Raw genomic sequence first — 24,104 nt, 5'->3', positions numbered from 1 at the left:
TATTTAAACATCAATTATAAGACGATTGAAATTATATCAAACTATAATCATAGGGTGCGTTCTTCTTGGGAACAGCAGCGATAATTATAAACTTCTATTGGAAAACAATATCAACTTCATGACGATTGCTCCGCTTCCGCAATTTCATTGCTGATCTCGAAATATCCGGAGATAAATTGCAATTATGGTCAAAATATTAAGCAGGGAAAGCCGGAAATTCGACCGTCACTTGCCGATGACGCGGGATTTTCTCATCAAGCCGATCTCAACAGCGTAATATCGTCATCCGAAGGAAGATCTATCTACGCTGATGCAGCGACAACGGCGACCGCATTTGTGCAACCAGCCGAGAAGCAAAGTTGAGGACCCGCCGGGGTGGGTGACGGGTCCTCCAGTCGGAATGCCTGCACTGTACGTAGGTATGATTTCAGTTAAATTCGACATTGTCGAAGATCATTATTGGGGTAGTTCTTTTTTTCTTTAGATTACTCTCTTTTTTAGCAATTGCTATTCTACATCAATATAAAATTTCATAGTACAAAATAGTGAGATAGTCACCAGGCTGATGGAAAGGAAGGGGTTTCAAACCTTTGGATGTTTGACGGCGCTCGATCTCTTCGGCGCGACAATAGCGGCCGAGCGGAAAACGCCGTCGACAGCCGTTCAGCCGACAGATTCAAGCCTCCTGCAATGAGGTCGCCGCAGCGCATTCGTCAGACCGATCGATCTCAGATAAGCGGCTGAGCAATGTCTTCGTTCTGAAGCGAGACCAACCGCCGACCAAGGGCAGAAGCGGGTCTATCTCTTCGAATTTCCTCAGATTCTTTTGCTTTTGCTCCCTCGCTGGCCAGATTTTCGACAACGCCCTGCGTGCGGCTCTGTCAGATTTTGTAAAGATCAATCTGGCGAGGACGCCGGAGGCGACCATAGGGCTATGATGATAAATGTGTTTGAGCGAGGTTGCAGCGCTGGGCCAATCTTTCAAAGCGGCAAATTTTGAAAATGCATAAAGATGCGCCGACGCGCGGGCGCAGCTGACGACAAATGCCGGAAGCTGGGGATTGCGAGCGATACATCGCTCGGTCACCGCCAGAAGCGATCGCGCCATCCGCGACCTGTCTGAAGACATGGCTGCGGAATGTGAGCGATAGCCCACCAGACCCAACGGCACCGTCTCGATCTTGAAATGTTCAGCGGTGCGGAGTTCGAAATCGAAATCCTCGCATCCTCCAATCCCCTTTCTGGCATAGCTTGAATCGTAGCCGCCGATCTTGTCGACGACAGCGCGGCGAACCATGAAGCCGCTGCCATTGCCGACGAAGCGGAATACGAGATGACGGTTGAGAATGCTGTCCCGGGCGTTCAGCGACGAACCGGATCTCGTGCAATATCCTTCGGTATCGATGAAGCGGTGAAGGGCATAGACCGCGCCCCAGGCGTCCGGCAGGGGATGGAGCGCCGCAAGCATTCTTTCGACATAAGTCGGATGCCATATGTCGTCCGCATCGAGGAAGGCGATATAGGCGGATTTCGATGCTTTTATTCCGGTATTGCGGGCCGCAGCGACGCCACGGTTTTCGGTCGACAGAATCCGCATCCTTGGGTCGCCCGCGGCGAAGCGGCGACAGATCGAGACCGTGTCGTCCGTCGAACCGTCGTCGATGATGACGATTTCCAGCGCCTTGTGGGTCTGGTTGCTGACCGACTGGAGCGTGTGGGCAAGGTAGCGGCTGGCGTTATAAGCAGGGATAATGACGGCCACTTGAATGCGGGATGTGGTTGGCATCTCCATCGCTGTCACCCGAGCTTGGATGTGGGGGTGGGGGGGCGGAGATCGATCCGGTTCTTCATCAGCCTGGCCACAGCGGGCCGATGGCTAACGACGATCAGCGTTCTGCCGGCGTCTTCTTTCATCGCCGAAAACACCCGCATCTCGGTCTCTTCGTCGAGTGCGCTTGTTGCTTCGTCCAGCAGCAGGATCTGAGGCCGGCCGGCGAGCGCGCGCGCCAGACCTATGCGCTGCCTTTGTCCGCCCGAAAGCCGGATCGCCTCGTCGCCCAGCCATTCATCAAAGCCATACGGCAGATCTTTGATGAATTCCGTTGCGCAGGCCACATCGGCCGCCCAGCGGATATCCTGCTCCGAGATATCGCGACGAAACCGGATGTTGTCGAGGACCGTGCCTTCCATCAGTTCAACATCCTGGCCCGACACGGAGAGCAGTTGCAGCCAGCTGGACCGGTCGATGGTTGTCAGATCCCTGCCGTCGACTGTGATCAGCCCCTGGGTCGGCGGGTTGAGATCGAGAATCATATTGAGGATCGTGGTTTTGCCGGAGCCACTCGGCCCCGTCAGAGCCGTCGTCTCGCCTGCTCTGATTGCGAAGCTGAGATCGTGAACCGCCGGGGCGTTCGATCGCTCATAGGCAAAGGAGATGTTGTGGAAGACAATCGCCTCCGCCAGGCGGCTTACCTTCTCCCCTTGCGATGCCTGCTTGATGTCATCCTTCTCTGAAAGCAGGGCCAGAACGTTTTGCAGGGACGCTTCCATCTCGTAAAGGCTGAGAATCTGGGAATCGAATCCCTTGATATGCGGCTGAAGCCTGTAGAGAAGGATCGTGGCCGAGAGCGCCGCCTTGAAATCGACCGGCAGGAATTCCGAAGACAGAATGATCGTCAGGATGACTCCGAAGGTCAGCATTTCGCTGAGAAGCGAGGTTATCGCTCCCATCCCGTCTGACCGGCGCCAGGTCTGGCCGACGTCGTTGGAAAGCGCCTCGAAGAGTTGTTGGTGGCGCTTTTCCATGCCGAAGCTTTTGACGGCCTTCAAAGTCTGCAGCGTTGTCCAGCTCAACTGTGTCAATGCTTCCACCGCAGCCAGTGCAGAGGCACCGAGACGGCGGTAGGCACCGGCAAAGAAACCCAATACAAAATTATGGATGAAGCCGAAGGCGAGAGCCAGCAACGCGATCGGCCAGGCCATTATCAGCATGCCGACGCCGAATATCACAATCGTACCGAAATTCACCCCCAGCCGTACCAGACTGGCATGCGCCGACGATACCGCATAGGATTCGGTCGCGATGACGTTGATCAGGTCGCTGCGCTCATAGTCTTGAAAGCGCTGGAAGGGCATGGTCAAGACCTTGGCGTAGAGGCGGTCTCGCATGCGGTCGCTAATCCGGTGGTTCACTGCGCTTGCAATCAGTGAATTGGCGCATCCCAATAAAATCCGGAACAGGATGGAGCCGATGAGGATGCCGATCAGGACAGGCTTCGAAAGACTGAGGTCGATGCCGCCGAAAATCGCTGGAAGCCATGCGACGGCGGAGCCGGAAACGGGTCCTTGCTGCCCGAGAAGAAAGACGAGGCTGACCAGAAAGGTGATGCCGACCATTTCCGAGAACCCTGTGAGAATTCCCAGGACGATCATCACCGTCATCTTGAGCCGCAGCGCCGGTACGAGTTGCAGAAGCTCGCGAAATCGAGACGCAACGACCAGGTTGTAGGCTCTTGCGGGCATGGCGGAAGGCGGCTTTCGAAACCTATTCATTGTTGACCATCCGCGAAGAGGTCAGGCCAGTTGCTTCCCTGGCAGGCATGGCCGTGAAACGATCGCTAAATGCTGTTCCGGGTTGCGGAATGATCGCGCCGGCGAAGCGGGTTTTTGGCCGGGCCGGAGGTTTGCCGAGCGCGCGCTTTGCTATACCCCTGGCGTTGCGTTTCGCCTGGCGCCAGCCTTGCTGCACGCCATGGACGATGAGCTGCAAGGAGTATTTTCTTACCATCATCGGCGCCAGCTTGTTGACTTGCGCATAATCGTTGCCAAGAAACGCCTTCTTGAAATACCAGCTCGCCGTGTTGAATTCCGCTGTCCGGATATCGCGCGCAAGCTTCGGATAGCGTTCGATGATCGGGGCCATCACCAGCGCATGGGACTTCAGCATCCGGTAGGCGTTGCTGGACATATTTCCCTTGGTGAAGCGATAACCGGTCAGGAAATCGGGAACCAATGCGAAGGGCAGCGTCTCGGCCAAGGCCAGATAAAGTTTCAGATCTTCACATCCCTCGGCCCCGTTGTCGCGCAGGCCGGCGTCATAGCCGCCGCAGCGAAGGATCTCCGTGCGCGGCATCAGGGGTGTGCTGCCATTGCCGATGAAATTTTCCCTCAGCAGAGGTTCGAAGATGTTTCCTTGATGCATGACCGGTCGTGAATGGCCGAAAATGATGCCGTTCTCGTCGATCGCCGCATACCAGTTGTAGGCGACCCCCTGTCCGTCGGGAAATTTCCGCAGCGCCTGAAGCTGGAGCTCGATCTTGCTGGGATGCCATGTGTCATCGGCATCAACCGGGGCGATGTAGGGGCCGCGGGCCTCCTGGATGCCGCGGTTGCGCGCGCGCGCAACCCCTCCATTCTCCTGGCGGAGAACCCGTACACGGCGATCGGTCAGGCCATAGTCGCTGGCAAGTTCGAACGTACTATCCCGCGACCCGTCGTCGACCACAAGGATTTCGAGCTTGTCGTAGGACTGGCTGGAGACACTTTGCAATGTTTCGGCAAGCGTCTTCTCGGCGTTGTAAGCCGGTATGACGACGGTGATGAGAGGGGCCGCAACGCCAGTCATGGTATTGTCATCCGATATAAGCTCCCGGCAGGCCCATAAGTTCAGGGAAGGCCTCAAGAGGGTGATCGCCACGGACTTCGAGGCGTGGCAGACCGAAGAGATTATCGGAAAATGTGGCTTTTGCCGGCCGTGTCGTGAAGCCGATCCCGTAGCCGGCAAGCGCCAGAATGCCCGGGACCCTGAAGTCTGTCCCGCCATAGGGAAGCGCGATCGATTCCACGGAGGTGCCCAGTCGGCTCTGCAGCGCATTGCGCGACAGCATGGCTTCGGCCAAAAAGACTTCGTTGTCCATCGCACTGGCTGGTGTGTGGGATGCGAGGTGGGAGCCGAAGCAGATGCCCTTTTGGTGCAACTCCTGAATGTTCGACCACGACATCAGCGGCGCAGGTTCTCCATAGGCCGAATCCCAGTCTGACCGACCGCCGACTTTATCGGTCACGACGAACACCTCGGCGCTGAAATCATTCTCGGCAAGGATCGGGAAGGCGTCCGTCAGGAAGTCCAGGTAGGCGTCGTCGAAAGTCAGCATGACAGGCCGGCCCTGAATCGGCTTGCCGCTGCGCAGAAGATCCGCCAGGGTCTGCGCCGTTAGGGTATAAAAACCCTGTCGCCGAAGGAACTGCATCTGCCTGCGGAAGATCTCCGGCGGGGTGCGGAAGCGCCGGAGTGCCGTGGGTCCTTGCTCCGCGATCCTGTGATACATGAGAATGGGAACCGAGGTCGTGACCTCCGTCGTCCATGCTACCTCACGGTTTACGCCAGCCGGCCCCCAGATGATGTGTTTCGCCACATCCGCGTCCAGTGGGGTTCCATGACCCTCGATGCGCAGGACGGGATCGGCCACGGGACCTTTTCGGAACCGGTGGATGGCGTAGAGTTCGGTCTCGATCGTCTCTTCCAGGGCCAGATCAGCTTGTGCGGCCAGGACCTGTTTGATCGTCCCGACACCGAAGGGATTGCCCCAGTCGAAGCCCGTCCGGGCGGGTTCGTCCTCACGGATATGCGCATGGGCGGTAATCAGATAGCCGTTCGGCTTCACCGCTGCGGCCATCTTCTCACAGACTGCCGCAAGCATCTCCTCGTCTTTCATGTAGTAAAGGACTTCGGAGCAGATAACGAGGTCTTGTTCGGGCGGAACATCGCTCTTGACGAAGTCAAGCACGCGAAGCTCGACGTTTCGATGGTCTCGGCAGCGCTCGACCGCCCTGTCGATTGCCCGCTGGGAAATATCGGTGGCCGTCAGCCGGCCGACCCTTCGCGCCAGCTTTTCGGTGAAAATCCCTTCGGCGCAGGCGAGTTCCAGGGCCTTCTCGATCCCTTCCGGGATCAGGTTCAACGTCTGCTCATATTTAACCTGCTCGTAGACCGAAACGTAGTTCCATGGATCGGGACGTTCGAAGATATGTTCCCAGTACTCTTCTTCCGAGCGAACGGGGGGAGCGGCGTTTCTTTCCTCCGGCTGCGGGCCAGAGGGGTCTGAAAACAGGGGGGCTGGATCTCGCTCGAGATTCCGAAGGATGTCGGACAGTCGGGCGTCGTTGTCTTGTTTGTCGCTTGGCGCGGAGGCAAGGAGAGCCTTGCGTCCGAGATGCGCCAAAAGCCGTTCGAGACGTCCTCGCCGACGGCCGTTCCGGATGATGAGGCCGCCGAAGGCTCTGTATCCGCGTAGCGCCTCCCTTGTCCAGGAACTGATATAGGCGAGCGTGGGCGGGTTTTGCAGATGCTCTTCGGCCTGCATCTCATGCATGATCAGCCTGATCTGCGCCCGGATCGATAGATCGCCCCAGAGCGGCCCGACAAAGGTGCCGACGTGCTGTCCGCCGGACAGGGCGTGCATGACGAGCGTGTCGGCTGGCTCGGCCTTGGGGATTCGCGAAAGCGTTTCGAGCGCGGCACTGACCACTTGGACATTGCCAAGCGCGAATGATCGCAAAGCGTTTGCGGCGGATATGTGCCAAGACACGGCCTCAATGATCTTGCGCCCAGTGCCGGGTAAGGAATTTTTCTCAATCAGCTGGATGAGCGAAAGGAACGCCGGCCGCCATTTGTCGAGCACATCAACGAGATCGTCGGCGCGATCCATAGAGAGCCCGGTCTGCAGGCCATGCAGGATTACACCGGCAAGAAAGTTTTCGTAGCCCCCAGCGTCCGGCATCTCAGGCAGAAGCGCTGCAAGGGCTGCAATATCCACCTTCGGGTCGAGCCCGGCCGACACGACCCAGGCGAGCATGCGCAGCTGGCTGACGGGGGGCGTTATCCAGCCTGTCTCCGGCCCCTCGGCCGACAAGCCTTGCTGCGTCTGCAGCGCTTGCGCCTTCGATGTCACGCGAATGGCGTCACGCACCATCTTGATTGGATCGCCGGAGAGCGAGTCCACCTTCATGCGATAGAAAGCGAGGCATTGGTCGACGCGACGAAATTCGGCGCCGGAAAAGGCCATGCGAAGCCAGAGATCCCAGTCCTCGCAGGTCTGCAAGGTCTCATCCATGCCTCCCACTAGCTCAAAAAGGCTTCTGGGAAAGACAACCGTATGGATGGCGAGTGCACAAAAAGAGGAGAACTCACGCTTGGCGACGTCTCCCGTCAAGATGGGAGGTTGTTCTACCTGCATAAGCCTGCCGTCCGGGGCGACGCGGCGGAAGGCGCAATAGGCGATAACTGCTGGAGATGAATTCTCCGCCACTGGCTGCATGTTTTCGATGAAGGTCGGATCCAGCCAGTCGTCGGCATCCAGCATGCAGAGCAGGGGCGCGGCTGCCAGTCTTGCGGCGTGATTTCGCGCCGCGGCCGCACCAGCATTCGGCTGACGGGCGGGGAGAATGCGGCTGTCCGTGTTTGCGATGCTCTCGAGAACCTCCCAGGTGCGGTCGGTCGAGCCGTCATCGACCACGACGGCCTGCCAGTTCGATCGCGACTGCTGCTGCAGGCTGGCAAGACATTCGGCTAGCGTATCGGCTGCATTGTAGGCGGGGATGAGGAATGAAATGTCAGGCGTTGCGGCGATCACCATGCGGGCCTCTTCCATCGCCGCAGAACGTAGAGAGCGCCATTTACGCTTCCGAGCATCTCCTGCTTCAGGAAGACGTCGTGCGACGTCGTGCCTTTGCGAAGCCGTCTTCGGAGCCTTCCGGCGTAATATTTCGGAAACGAGAGCAGGATGCGCCGCAGATTGGCGTTATTTCCTGTGTTCTGATACTGGACCAGCAGGGCTGCGACATGGCCACTCATATATTGGTAGATTTGTTTGGCGAGCCCCTTCATATCCTTGCGATGAAAGTGCCAGGCGACCGCCGTCGGCTCGTAGCGGCAGACATGACCATGATGGAGGAGCCGGTTCCAGTATTCGGAATCGCCTGAGCATCCGGCAGCGCCCATGTCCAGGCGGACATCGAACAGGCCGATCTCGTCGAAGACCTTGCGGCGGATGGCCTGACTTGCGCCGGCTCCTATCGTCCAGACCGGAGCGCCGTAACGTGCATCCCTGGTATAGAAGTCCTGATTGAAATCCTGCCGCAGATAGCCACGGCCGAAACCCCAATGCTTTTCGAAGATAAACTGCGCAGGCGTTGCGAGTTCTCCGGGAAGGACCAACCCGGTGACGCAGGCGATCTCCGGCAGATCGAACCCCTTCATCAGGTTCTCCAGCCATCGCTCATGGAGGACGACGTCATCGTCCGTAAACGCGACGAATTCGGTTCTTGCCGCACGAACCGCCGCATTGCGCGCATAATCCAGCCCGACTCGATCTTCACGGACATAGGTTGCGCCCGATTCCTCTACCACGCGACGCGTTGCCTCGCCTGCAGAGGCATTATCCACCACGATGATCTCGACGGGGCTGAGCGACTGTTTGGGGATCGAGGCCAGGCAACGGCGTAGTTCCTCCGGCCGGTCCTTTGTGCAAATCAGAATGCTGACGTCACGGTTGCCCACAGGGGTTTGCGCGACTTGACGCGCATGCTCGAGCGTCTCGGGCCGCACGACACGCTCAGCGAGTGCCGCTGCCGCCTCGGGCCTTTCGATATAGGCTTGTCCTACGGGAAGACCATCCGACAGAAAGACCACGAGCCCATCGGAGACCGGGGGCGAATCGGCGAGGTGAGAGGTGGCGAGATCGAGATAGTGAATCGGTATGGGAAAACTTATATCCTTCAGATCGGACGGAATTGGTTCTCGCATCATTACTCTCTCAATCGCACCGTGAACATACGCCACCTGCATCCAGGACGCGAGTCTCGAAAGTCATCGTGGTTTATTCGGCCGCGTGCGCCTTCATTTGGTCCCTGAACCAATCGAGCGTCATCGCCACGCCCTGTTCGTAGGTGATTTTGCACGACCACTCGGGCATGACATAGTGCGCATTGGTCAGGTCCGGCCGTCTGTTCGTGGGGTCCTGCGGCGGTGACGGCTCGAAGACGATCGGCACGCCGCCGACGAGTTTGGAGACATATTGCGCGACCTCGAGAACCGAAATCTCGCGATCATTGCCGACGTTCAGTGGCCCCTTATAGTCGGTTTGATTCATCCAGAAATATCTCGCGAAGCCGTCGACAATGTCGTCGACATAGCCCCAGCTGCGTGACTGAAGGCCGTCGCCGAACACGGTAATCGGGCGACCCGAAAGCGCCTGAGTGATGAAGTTGGAGACCGCGCGACCATCGTCGGAGCGTGTCCGCGGACCATAGATGTTGAAGGGGCGAACGATCTTGACGTCGAGCCCTTGGGTACGCTGCATCTCGAACAGCAGCGACTCCGTGCACCTTTTGCTCTCGTCGTAGGATGAGCGCGGTCCGGTGCAGTCGACCTGACCCTTGTAGGATTCGGGCTGCGGCGACACCAGAGGATCGCCATAGACTTCGGAAGAAGAGGTGAAACCGAAACGTCCGCCTTTCTTCAGCAAGTCGAGCAACCGGAATGCCCCGAGAAGATTGGCGGAGATCGTTCTCTTCGGCTCCTTCATGTACCATGGCGGCGATGCGGGGGATGCAAGGTGATAGATTTCGTCGAATTTATCCGAGGTCTGCAGTGTCTCGACGTCGGATTTCACGAAGTGGAAACGGGGGTCCCGGATGTGCGCGATATTTTCGAAAAGCCCGGTCCAGAGGTTGTCAACAACGACCAGCTTCTGAATATCCGTCCTCAGCAAAAGTCGATCACACAAGTGGGATCCGATGAAGCCAGCCCCGCCAGAAATCAATACGCTTTTCATTGCTTCGTGCCTCATGACTTGAGATTAAGCTACTTGTTTATTAGCATTGCCTGTAATGCATGACAATTCTTTAGAAGAGTTCTAAGAAATACTCACTTATTAATGTCAATTGTTAAAAGTACCTACTTTAAGGTGTTTCTGTCGATGCCGCGCTCGATGACGAGCAGCCGGGCCGGACCGGATGCTACAGCCGATCGTGGCGCGATCATGACGACCTGCCCGATCTCGACTATCCCCATGAGACGGCCGCCGCCATTTGCGGGTTCGATCGAAGGAGCCGGCATGGTATCGAGAACCTCTCCGACGAACTCCGGATCCAGGGAGTTGAGGTTGCCTGTGAAAACGGGCATCCCGAATATGTGCTATATTTTCGAAAGGTCTGGTGCAAAGATTGTCAACAACAACCAGTTTCTGGGTATCATTTTCCAAGTAGAAGTCGTCACGTAAATGCGATCCAATGAAGTGAACGCAGTTTCTCACATCGCCTCGCCTCGTTACTTGAGAATATATTATTGTTATTACAGCGGGCGAAGGTTTTGTATGGGCACGAAGTCCGGGGTGGGTCGGACTTTGGTCTGAGTTTGCGCGCGCGGAAACGGGGGGCTTCGTAGTTCGACCGTCCCAACGACGGCGCCCGCGCGCCTTTTCAGGCAGGCAAGGATACCGCAACATTTTGCCGGGTCTATGCGTCTGGAAGTGTCTTCGCCTGTTCCAACGGAAATACGAACTCATTGGCGTACACGTCGACATGCTTGTCGCGCAGGCGGTGATATGACCAGCGCGAACCGGATAAGCCATATTTCGAAAGAGTTCATTCGTCTGGAGAAGGAAACGGGAGTAGAATAGCGGAGGCCGGAGGAGTGTTCCCGTCGACCGAAGGATCCGCTAAGCGTGGCTTTCGTCACCTCGCTGGAGAGGATGACCATGGGAGACGATCATGCCGAGCGGCGGCTGGTTGCAATTCTCGCCGTCGATATCGTTGGTTATTCAAGACTTATCGAGGATGACGAGGCCGGTACGCTGGCCGCGATGAGGGGATTGCGCTCCGAAGTCTTCGACCCACTGCTCGCGGAATATCACGGACGCACAGTGAAGCTCATGGGCGATGGCGCGATCGTGGAATTTGGCTCCGTCGTGGATGCTGTCCTATGTGCGGTTGCCCTGCAAAAGCAGGTTGCAGCACGGCAAGTGGATATCCTGCCCCAACAGCGGCTTCTGTTCCGCATGGGCGTCAACCTGGGCGACGTCGTCGTGGAGGGCGATGATTTGCTGGGCGATGGGGTCAACGTCGCTGCTCGCCTGGAGCAGATATGTGAGTCCGGAGGGCTTTTTGTATCCGGCACTGCTTTCGATCATTTGCAAGGCAAGCTCGAACTGCCGCTTGAATTTATTGGCGAGCAGCATGTCAAAAACATCGCGCGCCCCGTACGCACCTATCGCGTGCTGTTCGATGGAAACGCTCCTCGCTGGCAGTTCAAAATCCAGCGTCTTCGCAGTTGGGGACCGCTCGCGGCGGTGGCTCTGGTTCTGGTGGCTGCCGTCGTCGCAATATGGCTGGGTCCATGGACGACCAGCGCGGAAACGGCATCGATCGCTCGCATGGCACTCCCGCTGCCTGACAAGCCGTCTATTGCCGTCCTGCCGTTCGACAACATCAGTTCCGATCCGGAACAGGCCTATTTCGCCGACGGCATGACGGAAGATCTGATCACAGACCTTTCGAAGCTGTCCAGCATCTTTGTTATCGCTCGAAACTCCACCTTCGCCTACAAGGGCAAGCCCATCAAAGTTCAGCAGGTGGCCGAGGAACTCGGGGTCCGTTATATCCTTGAAGGCAGCGTGCGCCGCCAGGGGGACCAGGTTCGCATCAACGCACAGCTCATAGACGCGCTCGGCGGCCATCATCTATGGGCTGACCGCTATGACGGCGCGATGAGCGAGATTTTTACGCTTCAGGATAAGGTCATCGGCGAGATCGTGTCTGCGCTCACCGTCAAGTTCACGATGGCGGAGCGATCTCAGTCCGAGCAGGCGGAGACGAATAGCGCGCAGGCTTACGACGCTTTGCTGCAAGGCTGGGATCACCTGCGCCACGACAGCGAGAATGAAACCCTCAAGGCAATTCCCTTTTTCGAAAAGGCGATCGAGCTCGACCCCGATTACAGCCGCGCTCATGCGGCGCTCGCTTCGGCGAATTGGAGGATTGCCGTTTCCAATTGGGAGGCCGCCAACCTTGGCTTCGAGAGGGCGATGGAACGTGTGGATCGGCACCTGGCTCTTGCGGTTCGAAAGCCCAATTCGCTTGCCTATGCGATCTCCGCTGAGGTGCTGGCAAGGCAGGGCCGGTATGCTGACGCCTTTGCCAAAATCAATCGTGCCATGGAACTCGATTCCAATGATCCCGAAAATCACCTCAGCAAAGCGCGCATTTTGAACGCAACGGGCCAGGCTCCGGAAGCCGAACGCGAAGTGCAACGAGCCATGCGTGTCGACCCGCAATATCCGCCGAGCTATCTCAGGGTTCTTGCGATTTCACAGTTCCACCAGGAGAAATATGAGGAGGCGGTGAAGAACCTCGAACTGCTGGTGATCAGGCAATCAGACGTCAGTGAAGATTACGCCACGCTGGTGTCGAGCTTCGGCCACCTCGGGCGGACGGACGGCGTTCAGGAAAACATCGAAAAATACAACGCGCTCGCGGTTCCCGCCGGCTACTCGCCGCTGACGGTGCAGGAACTGGGATGGTACTGGTACGGCGACATTTTCAACTACGATTCGACCTATCGCGAGCGCCTGAAGGAGGGCTTGCGCAAAGCCGGCGTGCCGGAGGGAGCGGGCACAGATATTTCCTATGACGAATACGCTCGCCTGATCGGCAAAAGCAACGGGGAATACAATATCAAGGGAGCCACTGAAATAGACGCCCCGACGGCCAAGCGGCTGCACGACCGCGGCGTCAAGCTCGTTGATGTGCGCACCGCTCTGAGCTTTGGTCGCGGGCATGCGCCGGGAGCCATCAACCTATCGGTCGTGGAGGTTCTGGCAAGGGACACGCTATCGAAGGCCGTGAGCAGGGAGGAGGAAGTGATCTTCTCATGCCATGGCAAATATTGCGGCGATTCCGCCTACGCATCGGCCAAAGCCTTGGTATGGGGGTTTAAGAATGTCTACCACTTTGCCGGTGGCTTTCCCGCGTGGGAGGATGCTCACTACCCCATAGAGACCGCTCCGGGACATTAAGCGGATACCGCGCCGAAGTCGCATGTCGTAAGAGGTGCTGCGCATCAAGCCTTGATGATTGAGGTCAGCCCTCTGGAGGCGACGCAAACCGGCTCGCATCGAACAGGTCTGTGGCGGCGACCGGAATGATGTCCTCACCGGACTTCGCGGCATTGACCTCACGATGAACCGCGCGGGGGGAAACGCGAGGCGCGCTCAATTCCATCACCTCGCCGGGAGAATGCAGCGCCCATTTCATCAGCGCCGCGTCGGACGTCGATTCAAAGAAGCTTGCTTCTTCCCAGGACGCGGTCATCGGCAGGGAGGCGATCATATCAGCGCCCTGCTTGGCGGCCTGGTGTGCAACACGGAGGGGTTCGAAGCGCGCGTAGCCCGGCAATGCAGGCGCCGGGCTGTCCGGAAGCACGGCAATTGGGCCGATCGACGCAGTCTCCAGTTTGTCATCCATATCAGCGTCGTGCTCGAGGGCAGGCGGCCGCATCGCCGGTATCGGAATCGGCAAAGATGCAAGGTCCGGAGCGGACCGTTTGTCATCCCGCTCGACTGCGCCGGTCTGCAGCGCCAGCGCATTCAACGCCCGGCTTCGGGGCGCAGGCAGAAGTGCCGTCACGAGGTTGTTATCTCTAGTGTCGCCGCTCGGCCTGGTCGAGGCTCCTGCGTCTTCGTCGTCTCCAGCGGTGCTGGCGATCTGGATCGAGGTGGGGCCGACGCGCTTCTTGTAGTTCGCAATCGCCTGATTGTATCCCGGCAGCGGCCGGCCATCGGCAGGCAGATGCATCGTCTGCCCATTCGGGAATATTCGAGCGAGTTCCTGCCGGGACATGCGGGGCCAGGCCCTGACATTGCCGACGTCGAGATGCACGAAGGGCGATCCCGAGGTCGGATAATATCCGACACCGCCGACCTGCATCTGCATTGCAAGGGCGCGCAGCGTCGAAAGCTTCACGCCGGGAACGTAGAAATCCATTGCCTTGCCCAGCATGTGCTGGCTCTTCTTGGCGACGCCGGTGCTGCGCGAACGGTTGCGGAGCATGTTGTTGGTGGTGGGCGAACGATAGGCGGAGACGATGTGGATGTAGTCCTTGCCGCCGCTGCGCTTGTACACCTCCCAGACCAGGTCGAGCAGCCGGGGATCCATCCGGGTCGGCTCGTTCCTTCGCCAGTCGCGCAGAAACCTATTGATCTGGGCGAGGCCCTTGGGATCGAACTTTCCGTCCCGCTTGTAGGTAATCGTGGCCCTCTCGCCCGTATGGGTAAAGAACAGCTTCAGGGCCCGATCTTCCGCCGAGGCAAATGATGCAGAACCGACAAGTGCCGGCAGCGCGAACAGAGCCGGCAGAATGGTCTGCGCGACGAAGCGTTCCGCACGCGACAGGAGCATGGCAATTCCGCCCAAGGCCCCGCCCGACAATCCTTGCACTGGATACTTCAACACGAACAAACCCGCCCACACCAAACACTCGACGACGTGCGGGAACCTCCGCATCCATCACGCTTAGTAAAGCCAGCTTATGGTCAACAAATTGCTAACGAGCGGATGCGTGAGCTCGGCGAATTGAGGATGCGGGCCCCAACCCGAGGCGAAATCGCGCCCCTGCGCCCATTCATGGGAGCTAAGCACAAATACGCTTCCACGACCGTGACGTACTGGTGACCGATTGCGGCCGCATCTGCATGTACCGCAAGAAGATCAATATCTTCACAGTCATGGCCGGCCAGAGCTCGACATCGAGGAGGTCGATGACGGCGTTTGGCTCGTCAGCTTCATGCGCTATGATCTCGGATATATCGATCTGGAGCAGAGGACTTTGCAAACCATCGAGAACCCGTTCGGCACAAGGTTGTCACCCATGTCTTAGGGACGTTCTGTTACCTATGTCTCCGGTATGGGCAGGCAGATCTCCGGAACGATGCCGCGGACTCGGATGCCCGACAATTAAGTCACCATTGCTCGCCCTGGCGACACCCAGTAGTCTCGCCGTCTCACCGACATATCGGCAGCGGCACGCAGCGATTCCATGGCAATTCTCTTCAAAACAACAATCAGCGAAAACACGGCATTCGAGATGATCGAACGGTCACTGTCAGGCGCCTACCGATATGACGGTTACCTCAATGTCGTTAGCGATGCGGGCGAGACGGCATTGTCTTGGGGGCCAGCAATGCATGCCGAAGAGTTCAAGGCGGAGGTCAGCCAAATCCTACGGCAGACTTGGGATGCTGCCCGCTTCTGGGTCATCTATGAGCGCCGCGAAGACCGGAGGGATCCAGAAGGGACTGACATCCGCAACGCGGCTTTCCGCCTGACGCGCGGATACAGTGGCGTTATCGTTGTCACGCTCAGTCTCCTTGGGAAGCGCGACAGCGCCAATGACCTGGAACTCGTCTTCGTCTGCTTCGAGCAGGATTTTCACAGGAGGAATTTTCGCGTGCGCTACGAGGGTAAGCCGTTACCAAACCAGGGTTGATCTTGCTCGAAAACGTGTTGCTCACGCGCGCGACCGTTCTACGTTCGATTTGAAGGCGAGGGGCAGGAGAACAGGGCGACCATTGCTTCGCTCATCGAGCCGTCGATCCGTAGACCTATCTGACCGCCACGCTCACTGCCATCGACAATAGTCACAAGCAGAGCCGTATCGATGAGCAATTGCTGTGGAAGGAAATCACAGACTTCGACTTTGACGACCGCCCGCTTAAGATGCGATGGAACTGGCAACACCATCGCACGCAAGATGCCCCGACAGATTACCTATACCCTATGATCAATTGGAAGGTTGGTCGCCCGCAAACCGTCGGTGCCGAGGGTTAAGGGGGATTCCCGAAAACGAGTTTGAAAAGGGTGCTCCGGATCAGGGGCAGACACCCTTTTCGTGCTGAGTTTTGCAGTCTCAGCGGAACGGAAATTAGCAGAGAGATTGCTGTCTACCATCGGACCGAAGTCCGACTCACTCGCGATAATTCGTCGATGTCAGCGCCGAGGGGACACCATCAATGTGATTATTCGGGTGGGAGAAGTCGACGGTCGCACGTGCCGGAATCGGTCGGAACTTCGTAATGCTCGTCGCCGAGCTAGATACCGCGAATTCGCCTGGAGGAGGCGCCTGCGGAGCTTATCCGCAGGCGGAGTCGCTAGATAGGTCTGCCGTCCACAACGCCGCTCGTCGAGGTAAACGCAACGGCGCTGCCTTAGTGCAGAGGGCCACCCATACCACTGCCGCAGACACAAAAAAGGCCCCACTATGGAGCGGGGCTAAGGTTGAGGTGGGTCGCATATAGCGAAGTGTAACGAATCTCCGCACGACCCGAAGGTTTTACGATCAACGGAGCATATTGTTCCCGTGCCGACAGATTTTTTTGAGTTCGTTTCCCTGTTTCGGGCTCCACGTCGTAGCGAAGCCTTACTTTCAGTTGAAGAGCGTTATCGACTTGCCGGCCGACCGTGCAATTCCAGTAGTTTTTCAGGACGCGTCGACTCGCAAATCTGCGAGTGATCCATCGGCGACCGTCGAGCGAATGGCAGTCAGGTTTGGAAACATACGATAAACGTTTGAAAAGACTGGCGCACCCGACAGGATTCGAACCTGTGACCTTTGGAATCGGAATCCAACACTCTATCCAGCTGAGCTACGGGTGCATGCCGAAGGCGGTTTGAATCGCCTGTCCGATGGGTGGTTCTTAGCCTAGCTTGCGGCTGGCTTCAATCGCGAAATTCTCGGAAATACCGATGCTTGCGATTTGGCGGACGTTTTTATCCGTCAGTCCGGTGAATGCATATGAAAACTCCGCCGGCCTTGCGGGCGGCGGAGCGTGATTGTTGTCGACTGTCGCCTGGCGGCGGTCAGATCTGCATGGCGCCGGGGCCGGGGATTGCCTTTGGCGGCACTTTGCCGAGAATGATCATCCCCAGCACTTCGTCCTTGGTCACGTCCTCGGTGCGGGCATGGCCGACGACCTGGCCGTTTTTCATCACCGAGACGCGGTCGGCCAGATCGAAGACGTCATGGATGTCGTGGCTGATGAGGAAGATGCCGATGCCTTCCTTCTTCAGCTGCTTGATCAATTCGCCGACCTGCGCCGTCTCCTGGGGGCCGAGCGCTGCCGTCGGCTCGTCCATGATCAGGATGCGGGCGTTGAAGAGGATGGCACGGGCGATTGCCACCGATTGCCGCTGGCCGCCCGAGAGCGCCTTCACCGGTTCCTTGAAGCGCTTGAAGTTGGGGTTGAGGCGCCCCATCACCTCCCGGGCCGAGGCTTCCATCGCGACGTCATCGAGCGTGCCCCAGCGGGTCTTCAGCTCGCGGCCGAGATAGAGGTTGGCGGCGGCGTCGACATTGTCGGCGACGGCGAGCGTCTGGTAGATCGTCTCGATCCCGTATTTCTTGGCATCGCGCGGATTGCGGATGTCGGCCGGTTCGCCGTTGATCAGGATCTCGCCGCCATCGCGCTTGTAGGCGCCGGAGAGGATCTTGATGAGCGTCGACTTGCCGGCGCCGTTGTGGCCGAGCAGGGCGACCACTTCGCCGGGGTAGAGATCGACCGAGGCATTGTCGACGGCGTGAATGCCGCCGAAGGAGATCGAGATGTTTTTCAGTTCCACGAGGGGAGTGCGTTGATCAGCCATGTCTGGGGCTCCTCTCACTTGGCACGGGCGCGGTAGACGGTGTCGAGCCAGACCGCCACGACAAGGACGGTGCCGACGACGACGCTCTGCAGCGGCGTATCGACATGCGCGAGCACCATGCCCGATTGCAGCGACTGCATGACGAGCGCGCCGAGCATGGCGCCGGCGATGGTGCCGGTGCCGCCTGCCAGCGACGTTCCGCCGATGACGGCGGCGGCGATGGTGTAGAGCTCGTCGAGCGTACCCTGCGAGTTCGTTGCGGCGTTGAGGCGGGCGGTGGAAATCGCGGCCGCGATAGCGGCCAAAATGCCCATCAGCGCGAAGATGCGCACGGTCACCCAGCGCGTCTTGATACCGGCGAGCTCGGCCGCTTCGGGGTTGCCGCCAATCGCGAAGACATAGCGGCCGAAGCGCAGCCTTGTCGCGATGAAGGTCATGATGATGCCGACGACGATCGCGATCAACACCGGCACGGCGATGCCGTAGGGAATGTCCAGGCCGGTTTCGGGCCAGGGAATATTGTTGGTCTCGGCATATTTCTTGGCGATGTTGATCGGCCAGTAATAGCTGTTGGCGATCCAGACCGCGCCGAGGATGAGCACGCAGCTCAGGACCGCGAGGAAATATTCAGCCCACATCGGCCGGCGCGGGAAACCGAAGCGCCGGCGCTGCCGGCGTGAGCCGACGATGCTTGCGATGACGAAGAGGCAGGCGCCGATACCGACGATCCAGCTCCAGGTGGCGCCGATCGAGCCCTCGGCGCCGCCGCCCATGATGCGGAAGGTCTGGTCCATCGGGGCAACCGTCTGGCCGCTGGTGACGAGCCAGGTGGCGCCGCGCCAGACGAGCAGGCCGCCGAGCGTGACGATGAAGGAGGGAACGTTGAGGAAGGCGATGATGATGCCCTGGAAGGCGCCGATCAGGCAGCCTGCCGCCAATCCGACCAGCAGCGTGATCGCCCAAGTGAAGGGGCTGTCGAAGCCGATATATTCCGGCAGGATCTTGGCCTGCGTCACGCCCATGATCATGCCGCAGAGGCCGAGCACGGAACCGACCGACAGGTCGATGTTGCGGGTGACGATGATCAGCACCATGCCCGTCGTCATGACGGCGATGTCGGTCGTCTGGACCGAGAGGTTCCAGAGATTGCGCGGGGTCAGGAAGAGACCGCCGGTGATGATGTGGAAACCGATCCAGATGATGATCAGCGCGCCGATCATGCCGAGCAGACGCGTGTCGATCTCGGTGGCGCGGAAGAAGCGGGTCACCGGACTGGCTTCCGCCGCTCGCGGTCCGCTTGATGTTGTGGATTTTACCATTTCGGCCATGGGTTTGCCGTTCCCCCACTTTGTTTGGACGGACGCGCCGGCGTGCTAGAGGCTGCCATCGGCGTCATGCGTCTGTTCTTCAACTCACCACCGCGATGCTTCCGGAAACCGGTCGCGTGGCGTCGCGACACCGTTCCGGCAGGGAATGAAAACCCGCGATGGTGCGGCGAGGCGGAGAAAACTTCGTCGTTGGAATTCTCATCCGCATCCGGCGCCGCAACGGTGTTCCGCTGCGGCGCCGGCAATTTCAGTTTACAGCCCTTGGCTTACTTGCAGGCAGCGACGCTGTCTGCCTTGACGCCCTGGCACGCTTCAGCCTTGGAGATCCAGCCGGCGTCGATGACGACGTTCAGGTTTTCCTTGGTGATCGCAAGCGGCTTCAGGAAGACCGACTGCATTTCGACGCCCTTGGGGCCGCCCTTGAAAGCCTGGGCGCCGTCGATCTTGCTCATGTCCTTGCCGCCGGCGAGGTCGAGAGCGATTTCAGCGGCGCGCTTGCCGAGTTCGCGGCTGTCTTTCCAGACGGAAACCGTCTGCGTGCCGAGAGCGATGCGGTTGAGTGCTGCCTTGTCGCCGTCCTGGCCGGAAACCGGAACGGAGCCGGCGAGGCCCTGTGCGTCGAGAGCAGCGATCGCGCCGCCGGCGGTGCCGTCATTCGATGCGACGACGGCGTCAACCTTGTTGTTGTTGGCGGTCAGGAACTGCTCCATGTTGCGCTGAGCGTTCTCCGGCAGCCAGCCGTCCGTATAGGCCTCGCCGACATTCTTGATCTTGCCGGCGTCGATGGCGGCCTTCAGCACTTCCTGCTGGCCCGAGAACAGGAAGTCAGCATTCGGATCGGAAGACGAGCCCTTGATGAAGACGTAATTGCCTTCCGGCTTGGCCTTGAAAACGCCCTCAGCCTGCAGGCGGCCGACTTCCTTGTTGTCGAAGGTAATGTAGAAGGCAGCCGGGTTTTCGATCAGGCGGTCATAGCCGACGACCGGGATGCCTTCAGCGGCGGCCTTTTCGATCGCCGGGCCGATTGCGTCGGAGTCCTGGGCGAGAATGATCAGCGCGTTGGCGCCCTGCGAGATCAGCGATTCGACGTCGGTAAGCTGCTTTGCGGCAGAAGACTGCGCGTCAGCGGAAATATACTTGGCGCCCTTGGCTTCGAGAGCCTTCTTGATGGCGGCTTCGTCCGTCTTCCAGCGTTCTTCCTGGAAATTCGACCAGGAAACACCGACGACGAGATCGGCAGCCATGGCAGCGGTATGCACGGAAACGAGGATGGCCGCACCGGCCATCAATTTCAAAATCGACTTCATAATGTCCTCCCGAGTGGATTGCGACCGGCCCAGCCCATGCTTCCTCCGGCCACCGCGAAAAGCTGTCGAGAAAGGTTCGGATTTTTTTCTCGACAGTCGAGAAATTTAGTGTCAGAGATTTTTTCAACTGTCAACACTGCACTGCCGGCTTAATTTCCTTGCGAAACATCGGCTGGAGATGCAGTGGAAACCAAGGGTGGAGCAAGCAGGGAGAGAGGGCGGCGTTCATGCTGACCAAGTCGAGCACGGAGCTGGTCCGGCAGAGAAACAGCGTGCTCGTGCTGTCCGTGCTGCGTCGCCACGGTGCGCTCGCGCATACCGAAATATCCGATTTCACCGGGCTGTCGTCGGCCACCATCTCGGCCATCACCACTGAGCTGGAAAAAGCCCAGATCATCGAAAAATCTGAACATCAGCCGGCAAGCGGCCGCGGCCGGCCGCGCGTGCTGCTGCGGCAGCGACGCGATTGCGGCTATCTCATCGTCGTCATCATCTCCTCGGATGCGGTGCAATATTCGCTGGTCGATTATGCCGGCAAGCTGATCGACCGCTTCAGCGAGGAACGTTCGCATGATCCTGCGGGTGCTGGCCGCTTCGTCGCGGCAGTGCGGGCCGGGCTTTTGCGTATTCTCGATCGCTCGAAGATCAGCCAAGAAAAGGTGCTGCTGATCTCGATCAGCAGCAAGGGGCTGGTCAATTCCACCGAGCCGGTTCTCGTCTGGTCGCCGATTTTCGGCAGTGACCAGATCGATTTCGAATCGGCACTGCGGCCGGAATGGCGGGCCAAGGTGATCCTCGACAACGAGACGCTACTGGTCGCGGCAGCGCTCGGCGCGCGTGAAGAGATGGTGAAAGGCGCCGATTTCCGTTCGCTCGCCGCCCTTTCGCTCGGCCATAGCGTCGGGCTCGGCATCGTCAGGCGCGGAAACCAGACGGGCCAGGAGATATCGGCGCCGAATTTCGGGCACATGCTGCACATGGCCAATGGTGGGCTCTGCCGCTGCGGCACCCGCGGCTGCATCGAGGCCTATGCCGGTTTCTACGCGATCCTGCGCAGCGCCTTCGAGGTGCCGCTCGATACGATTCCGGCAAAGTTCGTGCCGGTGGCGGAACTGGACAAGATCGCCGCCAAGGCGCGCCAGGGCCACCGCGTCCCCGCCTTCGCCTTTCGCCAGGCAGGGCTGGCGCTCGGCAACGGGCTGTCGCGCATGCTGAGCCTGACGGAGCGCATGCCGATCGCCATCACCGGGCCGGGCACCCGCTATTACGACCTTCTCCGGCAAGGGATCGAAGAGGGTCTGGGGCAGTCGCATATCGTGCGCATGGAAGGCATGCCCGAGATCAGGGTGGTGGCCGACGAGCAGATCCTGGTCTTCGAAGGACATCTGAACCGGGCGCTGTCGGTGATCGACGAGGATATCGTTCTCTCTGGCGTACAGAGCGCGGATTGAGGGAGCTACTGCTGTCCGGTTCGCGCGGCCGACTGCCCCTCACCCTAGCCCTCACCCCGTAAAGACGGGGAGAGGGGACGTGCCCTGCGAGAAGTGTGTGGGGACGGAGAGATTGCTGCTTGTCCCTTCTCCCCGCCTGCGGGGAGAAGGTGGCGGCAGCGGGATGAGGGGCGGGCTTCGGGGCTTTGCCCCCAAACGCGAAATGGCCGGGCGGGTGCCCGGCCATCTCATGCATGGCTTCCGGTCGGGAGAGGGCCGTCAGCCGATCTTGATGAGCTTGCCTTCCTTAACGGACTGGACCGCGGCATCGGCGAGCGCGAGCGCTGCGAGACCATCGGCGCCTGATGGAGAGATCTTGGAGCCCTTCTCGATCGCGGCGATGAAGGCTGCGATCTCGTTGGCATAGGCTTCGGTATAACGGGTCATGAAGAAGTCATGCAGCGGCGGGCGGGTGTAGCCTTCGCCGTTTGCGACTTCGATCGAGACCGGGCGCTGGTTTTCGGCCGAGACGAGGCCCTTGGAGCCGTGCGCCTCGATGCGCTGGTCGTAGCCATAGGTGGCGCGGCGGGAGTTGGAGATGATGGCCTGCTTGCCGGACTTGGTCTGCAGGATCACCGAAACGCTGTCATAGTCACCAGCTTCGCCGATCGCCTTGTCGACGAGAACTGCTGCGGTCGCGAAAACCGACACCGGTTCTTCGCCGAGCAGGAAGCGGGCCATGTCGAAGTCATGAATCGTCATGTCGCGGAAGATGCCGCCGGAACGCTTGATGTAATCGACCGGCGGAGCGCCGGGGTCACGCGAGGTGATCGTCACCATTTCGACATCGCCGATCTTGCCTTCGTCGATGACTTTGCGCACCGCCATGAAATGCGGGTCGAAGCGGCGGTTGAAGCCGACCATCAGCTTGGCGCCGGTCTCTTCCACCACCTTGATGCAGGCCTTGACGCGGGCGACGTCGAGATCGATCGGCTTTTCGCAGAAGATCGCCTTGCCTGCGCGGGCGAAGCGTTCGATCAGATCGGCATGGGTATCCGTCGGCGTGCAGATGACGACGGCGTCGATATCCTTGGCTGCCTCGATCGCCTCGATGGTGCGGACTTCGCAGCCATAAGCGGAGGCGATCGCTTCGGCGGCCTGCGGAAAGGCGTCGGCGACCGCGACGAGCGTCGCATTGGCGTCGCCGCTGACGGCCTTTGCATGGACCTTGCCGATGCGGCCGGCGCCGAGAAGACCAAATCTCACTGTCATTCTAACCTCCCTTGAATTCGGAACAAATAAACCGAATTGCCAATATTCTGGAATTTTCATTCCATCTTCTGTGAACCGCGTCAAGCCCGCGGATCTTTCACATTTGCAAGATTCGAACCAGCGCCTTTCATGGTGGGATTGACGTATTCTGCCGGAGCAGATTTTGGTCAGGGCAGAGCCGATTGCCTGTGATCCCGGCGGAGAGATGCCCGGCCTTTCAGCCAAGAGAATGCTTTAATCTGGCCAGGAAAGTCTCTAGAGACAATCGCGGCACGGGCCGAAGGCAGTGCGACAAATGCGACCGCGGGGCAGGAATGAAACTCATCGATCCGAATCATCCGGCATATCGGCGCCTCTGGGTGCGGATTGCCATCGTTGCCGTTTGCTTCGGCTGGGCCGTGGTCGAACTTGTCACCGGCGATCCGTTCTGGGCGGTGCTGGCCGGCGGGGCAGGCGCCTATTCCTTCTATATGCTGTTCTGGACCTTCAATCCGCAGCCTCCGGCCATCGAGCCGCCCGTGCAGCCTGACGCCGAGGACGAGGACGAACCCGCGGCGACCGCTGAAAAACCCTCGAAGGACGGGCAGGCGGAATAGTCAGCGGCTCAATCGCCGCAGCGCTTCGTCGATCAGCAGATTGGCCAGCATCATGCGCTTCGTCGCATTGTCACGGAAGGGCAATTCTACGCCATCGGGATGATTGGCGCGGGCGAAGGCGCGGCGCTTCTCGCGGAGCGTCAGTGGCGTATCGGCGGCGGAGATCGCCAGTTCGGCGGCAACCTCCTGCGGTGTCGTGCGGGTTAGATGGTCCGGCATGACGGGCTCGGCTGGAGGCGCAGACGCCGGTTTCTCCACGACCCCAGCGGCAGCATCGAGATCCAGATTGTCGAAATAAGCCTGGCCGACGCGCTGCGACGCGACTGAGACCCCCTCCATGACATCGAAGGCAAGCCCGGTGCCGAGGCCGGACACGCGATGGGCGGCCGGCGCTTCGGCGGTCTCGTCCTCCGCCTTCAGCCGCTCGAGGACTGATTGAAATACCGACTGCCCGAACAGCATCCGCCTTCCTTGAGA

The 24,104-nt window shown here is 59.3% G+C and carries 17 protein-coding genes, 1 tRNA gene and 2 pseudogenes; 6 read left to right on the top strand and 14 right to left on the bottom strand.

Translation table 11 applies throughout. The features are described from left to right. Positions 1-676: 676 nt before the first annotated feature. The 7 genes from ACD590_RS16825 to ACD590_RS16795 all read right to left on the bottom strand — a co-directional run bounded on the left by ACD590_RS16825 (position 677) and on the right by ACD590_RS16795 (position 10,183). On the bottom strand, positions 677-1,801 hold the full coding sequence (locus tag ACD590_RS16825) for a glycosyltransferase family 2 protein (RefSeq protein ID WP_047618777.1): 1,125 nt from the start codon (positions 1,799-1,801) through the stop codon (positions 677-679). Beyond that, positions 1,798-3,552: an ABC transporter ATP-binding protein gene (locus ACD590_RS16820; RefSeq protein WP_439003069.1), complete on the bottom strand. Its 1,755-nt coding sequence runs from the start codon at positions 3,550-3,552 to the stop codon at positions 1,798-1,800. Before ACD590_RS16820 ends, ACD590_RS16825 begins: the two co-directional genes overlap by 4 nt. Continuing rightward, positions 3,545-4,624, bottom strand: a complete 1,080-nt coding sequence (locus ACD590_RS16815; protein WP_439003068.1) for a glycosyltransferase family 2 protein — start codon at positions 4,622-4,624, stop codon at positions 3,545-3,547. Before ACD590_RS16815 ends, ACD590_RS16820 begins: the two co-directional genes overlap by 8 nt. A 7-nt stretch (positions 4,625-4,631) precedes the next feature. Beyond that, positions 4,632-7,634 carry a glycosyltransferase gene (locus ACD590_RS16810; RefSeq protein WP_439003067.1) on the bottom strand — a complete coding sequence of 1,001 codons (3,003 nt, stop codon included), beginning with the start codon at positions 7,632-7,634 and terminating at the stop codon, positions 4,632-4,634. After that, positions 7,628-8,845, bottom strand: a complete 1,218-nt coding sequence (locus ACD590_RS16805; protein ID WP_047618769.1) for a glycosyltransferase family 2 protein — start codon at positions 8,843-8,845, stop codon at positions 7,628-7,630. Before ACD590_RS16805 ends, ACD590_RS16810 begins: the two co-directional genes overlap by 7 nt. Positions 8,846-8,876: 31 nt before the next feature. After that, on the bottom strand, positions 8,877-9,833 hold the full coding sequence (locus tag ACD590_RS16800) for an NAD-dependent epimerase/dehydratase family protein (RefSeq protein ID WP_247264439.1): 957 nt from the start codon (positions 9,831-9,833) through the stop codon (positions 8,877-8,879). Between the two features lie 122 nt (positions 9,834-9,955). Next, positions 9,956-10,183 carry a hypothetical protein gene (locus ACD590_RS16795; RefSeq protein ID WP_334545174.1) on the bottom strand — a complete coding sequence of 76 codons (228 nt, stop codon included), beginning with the start codon at positions 10,181-10,183 and terminating at the stop codon, positions 9,956-9,958. A gap of 574 nt (positions 10,184-10,757) precedes the next feature. Between ACD590_RS16795 and ACD590_RS16790 the strand changes: the two genes are divergently transcribed. Further along, complete coding sequence (locus ACD590_RS16790; protein ID WP_439003551.1) at positions 10,758-13,073, top strand: rhodanese-like domain-containing protein; 2,316 nt, start codon at positions 10,758-10,760, stop codon at positions 13,071-13,073. Positions 13,074-13,137: 64 nt separating this feature from the next. Here ACD590_RS16790 and ACD590_RS16785 read toward each other — a convergent pair whose 3' ends face one another. Beyond that, a complete protein-coding gene (locus ACD590_RS16785) occupies positions 13,138-14,559 on the bottom strand; it encodes a DUF882 domain-containing protein (RefSeq protein WP_439003066.1) in 1,422 nt (473 codons plus the stop codon). Positions 14,560-14,697: 138 nt separating this feature from the next. Between ACD590_RS16785 and ACD590_RS16780 the strand changes: the two are divergent. The 3 genes and pseudogenes from ACD590_RS16780 to ACD590_RS16770 all read left to right on the top strand — a co-directional run. After that, positions 14,698-14,932: pseudogene (locus ACD590_RS16780) on the top strand (IS481 family transposase); the annotation flags it as partial. Positions 14,933-15,091: 159 nt separating this feature from the next. Further along, positions 15,092-15,541: a hypothetical protein gene (locus ACD590_RS16775; protein WP_018243180.1), complete on the top strand. Its 450-nt coding sequence runs from the start codon at positions 15,092-15,094 to the stop codon at positions 15,539-15,541. Positions 15,542-15,601: 60 nt separating this feature from the next. Further along, positions 15,602-15,729 (top strand): annotated as a pseudogene (locus ACD590_RS16770) (transposase domain-containing protein); the annotation flags it as partial. A 901-nt stretch (positions 15,730-16,630) separates the two neighbouring features. Here the strand turns inward: ACD590_RS16770 and ACD590_RS16765 are convergent. The 4 genes from ACD590_RS16765 to xylF form a co-directional block, all read right to left on the bottom strand. Then, a tRNA-Arg gene (locus ACD590_RS16765) sits at positions 16,631-16,707 on the bottom strand. A 204-nt stretch (positions 16,708-16,911) separates the two neighbouring features. Beyond that, entirely contained in the window at positions 16,912-17,694 is a 783-nt protein-coding gene (locus ACD590_RS16760) for an ATP-binding cassette domain-containing protein (RefSeq protein ID WP_003542059.1), read from the bottom strand. A gap of 14 nt (positions 17,695-17,708) precedes the next feature. Then, the gene (locus ACD590_RS16755; protein ID WP_018243179.1) at positions 17,709-19,022 is read right to left on the bottom strand and encodes a sugar ABC transporter permease; all 1,314 of its coding nucleotides are present in this window, start codon (positions 19,020-19,022) and stop codon (positions 17,709-17,711) included. A 266-nt stretch (positions 19,023-19,288) separates the two neighbouring features. Continuing rightward, on the bottom strand, positions 19,289-20,329 hold the full coding sequence (gene xylF / locus ACD590_RS16750) for a D-xylose ABC transporter substrate-binding protein (RefSeq protein ID WP_018073829.1): 1,041 nt from the start codon (positions 20,327-20,329) through the stop codon (positions 19,289-19,291). 227 nt (positions 20,330-20,556) lie between these two features. Here xylF and ACD590_RS16745 point away from each other — a divergent pair, with 227 nt between their 5' ends. Then, the gene (locus ACD590_RS16745) at positions 20,557-21,780 is read left to right on the top strand and encodes an ROK family transcriptional regulator (RefSeq protein ID WP_439003065.1); all 1,224 of its coding nucleotides are present in this window, start codon (positions 20,557-20,559) and stop codon (positions 21,778-21,780) included. 258 nt (positions 21,781-22,038) lie between these two features. Here the strand turns inward: ACD590_RS16745 and iolG are convergent, their stop codons facing one another. Beyond that, the gene (iolG, locus tag ACD590_RS16740; protein WP_018243177.1) at positions 22,039-23,031 is read right to left on the bottom strand and encodes an inositol 2-dehydrogenase; all 993 of its coding nucleotides are present in this window, start codon (positions 23,029-23,031) and stop codon (positions 22,039-22,041) included. Positions 23,032-23,345: 314 nt separating this feature from the next. Between iolG and ACD590_RS16735 the strand changes: the two genes are divergently transcribed. Continuing rightward, positions 23,346-23,627, top strand: a complete 282-nt coding sequence (locus tag ACD590_RS16735) for a hypothetical protein (protein WP_105006986.1) — start codon at positions 23,346-23,348, stop codon at positions 23,625-23,627. On the opposite strand, the gene ACD590_RS16730 is transcribed toward ACD590_RS16735, so the two are convergent. Continuing rightward, positions 23,628-24,089, bottom strand: coding sequence for a hypothetical protein (locus tag ACD590_RS16730; RefSeq protein WP_439003064.1), 462 nt, complete (start codon positions 24,087-24,089; stop codon positions 23,628-23,630). Positions 24,090-24,104: the final 15 nt, after the last annotated feature.

Source organism: Rhizobium sp. 862_C5_N1_2, assembly GCF_051811205.1.
Lineage (GTDB): Bacteria > Pseudomonadota > Alphaproteobacteria > Rhizobiales > Rhizobiaceae > Rhizobium > Rhizobium leguminosarum.
Note: the sequence above shows the minus strand (reverse complement) of the source record. Positions and strands in the feature narration are given on the sequence as shown.

Excerpts from the sequence above, each read along its gene's own strand:
- ACD590_RS16820 (WP_439003069.1), bottom strand. The coding sequence starts at position 3,552 with ATGAATAGGTTTCGAAAGCCGCCTTCCGCCATGCCCGCAAGAGCCTAC.
- ACD590_RS16805 (WP_047618769.1), bottom strand. The coding sequence starts at position 8,845 with ATGCAGGTGGCGTATGTTCACGGTGCGATTGAGAGAGTAATGATGCGA.
- ACD590_RS16755 (WP_018243179.1), bottom strand. The coding sequence starts at position 19,022 with ATGGCCGAAATGGTAAAATCCACAACATCAAGCGGACCGCGAGCGGCG.
- ACD590_RS16790 (WP_439003551.1), top strand. The coding sequence starts at position 10,758 with ATGGGAGACGATCATGCCGAGCGGCGGCTGGTTGCAATTCTCGCCGTC.
- ACD590_RS16795 (WP_334545174.1), bottom strand. The coding sequence starts at position 10,183 with ATGCCCGTTTTCACAGGCAACCTCAACTCCCTGGATCCGGAGTTCGTC.
- ACD590_RS16775 (WP_018243180.1), top strand. The coding sequence starts at position 15,092 with ATGGCAATTCTCTTCAAAACAACAATCAGCGAAAACACGGCATTCGAG.
- xylF (WP_018073829.1), bottom strand. The coding sequence starts at position 20,329 with ATGAAGTCGATTTTGAAATTGATGGCCGGTGCGGCCATCCTCGTTTCC.
- ACD590_RS16745 (WP_439003065.1), top strand. The coding sequence starts at position 20,557 with ATGCTGACCAAGTCGAGCACGGAGCTGGTCCGGCAGAGAAACAGCGTG.
- ACD590_RS16730 (WP_439003064.1), bottom strand. The coding sequence starts at position 24,089 with ATGCTGTTCGGGCAGTCGGTATTTCAATCAGTCCTCGAGCGGCTGAAG.
- ACD590_RS16760 (WP_003542059.1), bottom strand. The coding sequence starts at position 17,694 with ATGGCTGATCAACGCACTCCCCTCGTGGAACTGAAAAACATCTCGATC.
- ACD590_RS16815 (WP_439003068.1), bottom strand. The coding sequence starts at position 4,624 with ATGACTGGCGTTGCGGCCCCTCTCATCACCGTCGTCATACCGGCTTAC.
- ACD590_RS16785 (WP_439003066.1), bottom strand. The coding sequence starts at position 14,559 with ATGCGGAGGTTCCCGCACGTCGTCGAGTGTTTGGTGTGGGCGGGTTTG.
- ACD590_RS16735 (WP_105006986.1), top strand. The coding sequence starts at position 23,346 with ATGAAACTCATCGATCCGAATCATCCGGCATATCGGCGCCTCTGGGTG.
- ACD590_RS16800 (WP_247264439.1), bottom strand. The coding sequence starts at position 9,833 with ATGAAAAGCGTATTGATTTCTGGCGGGGCTGGCTTCATCGGATCCCAC.
- ACD590_RS16810 (WP_439003067.1), bottom strand. The coding sequence starts at position 7,634 with ATGGTGATCGCCGCAACGCCTGACATTTCATTCCTCATCCCCGCCTAC.
- iolG (WP_018243177.1), bottom strand. The coding sequence starts at position 23,031 with ATGACAGTGAGATTTGGTCTTCTCGGCGCCGGCCGCATCGGCAAGGTC.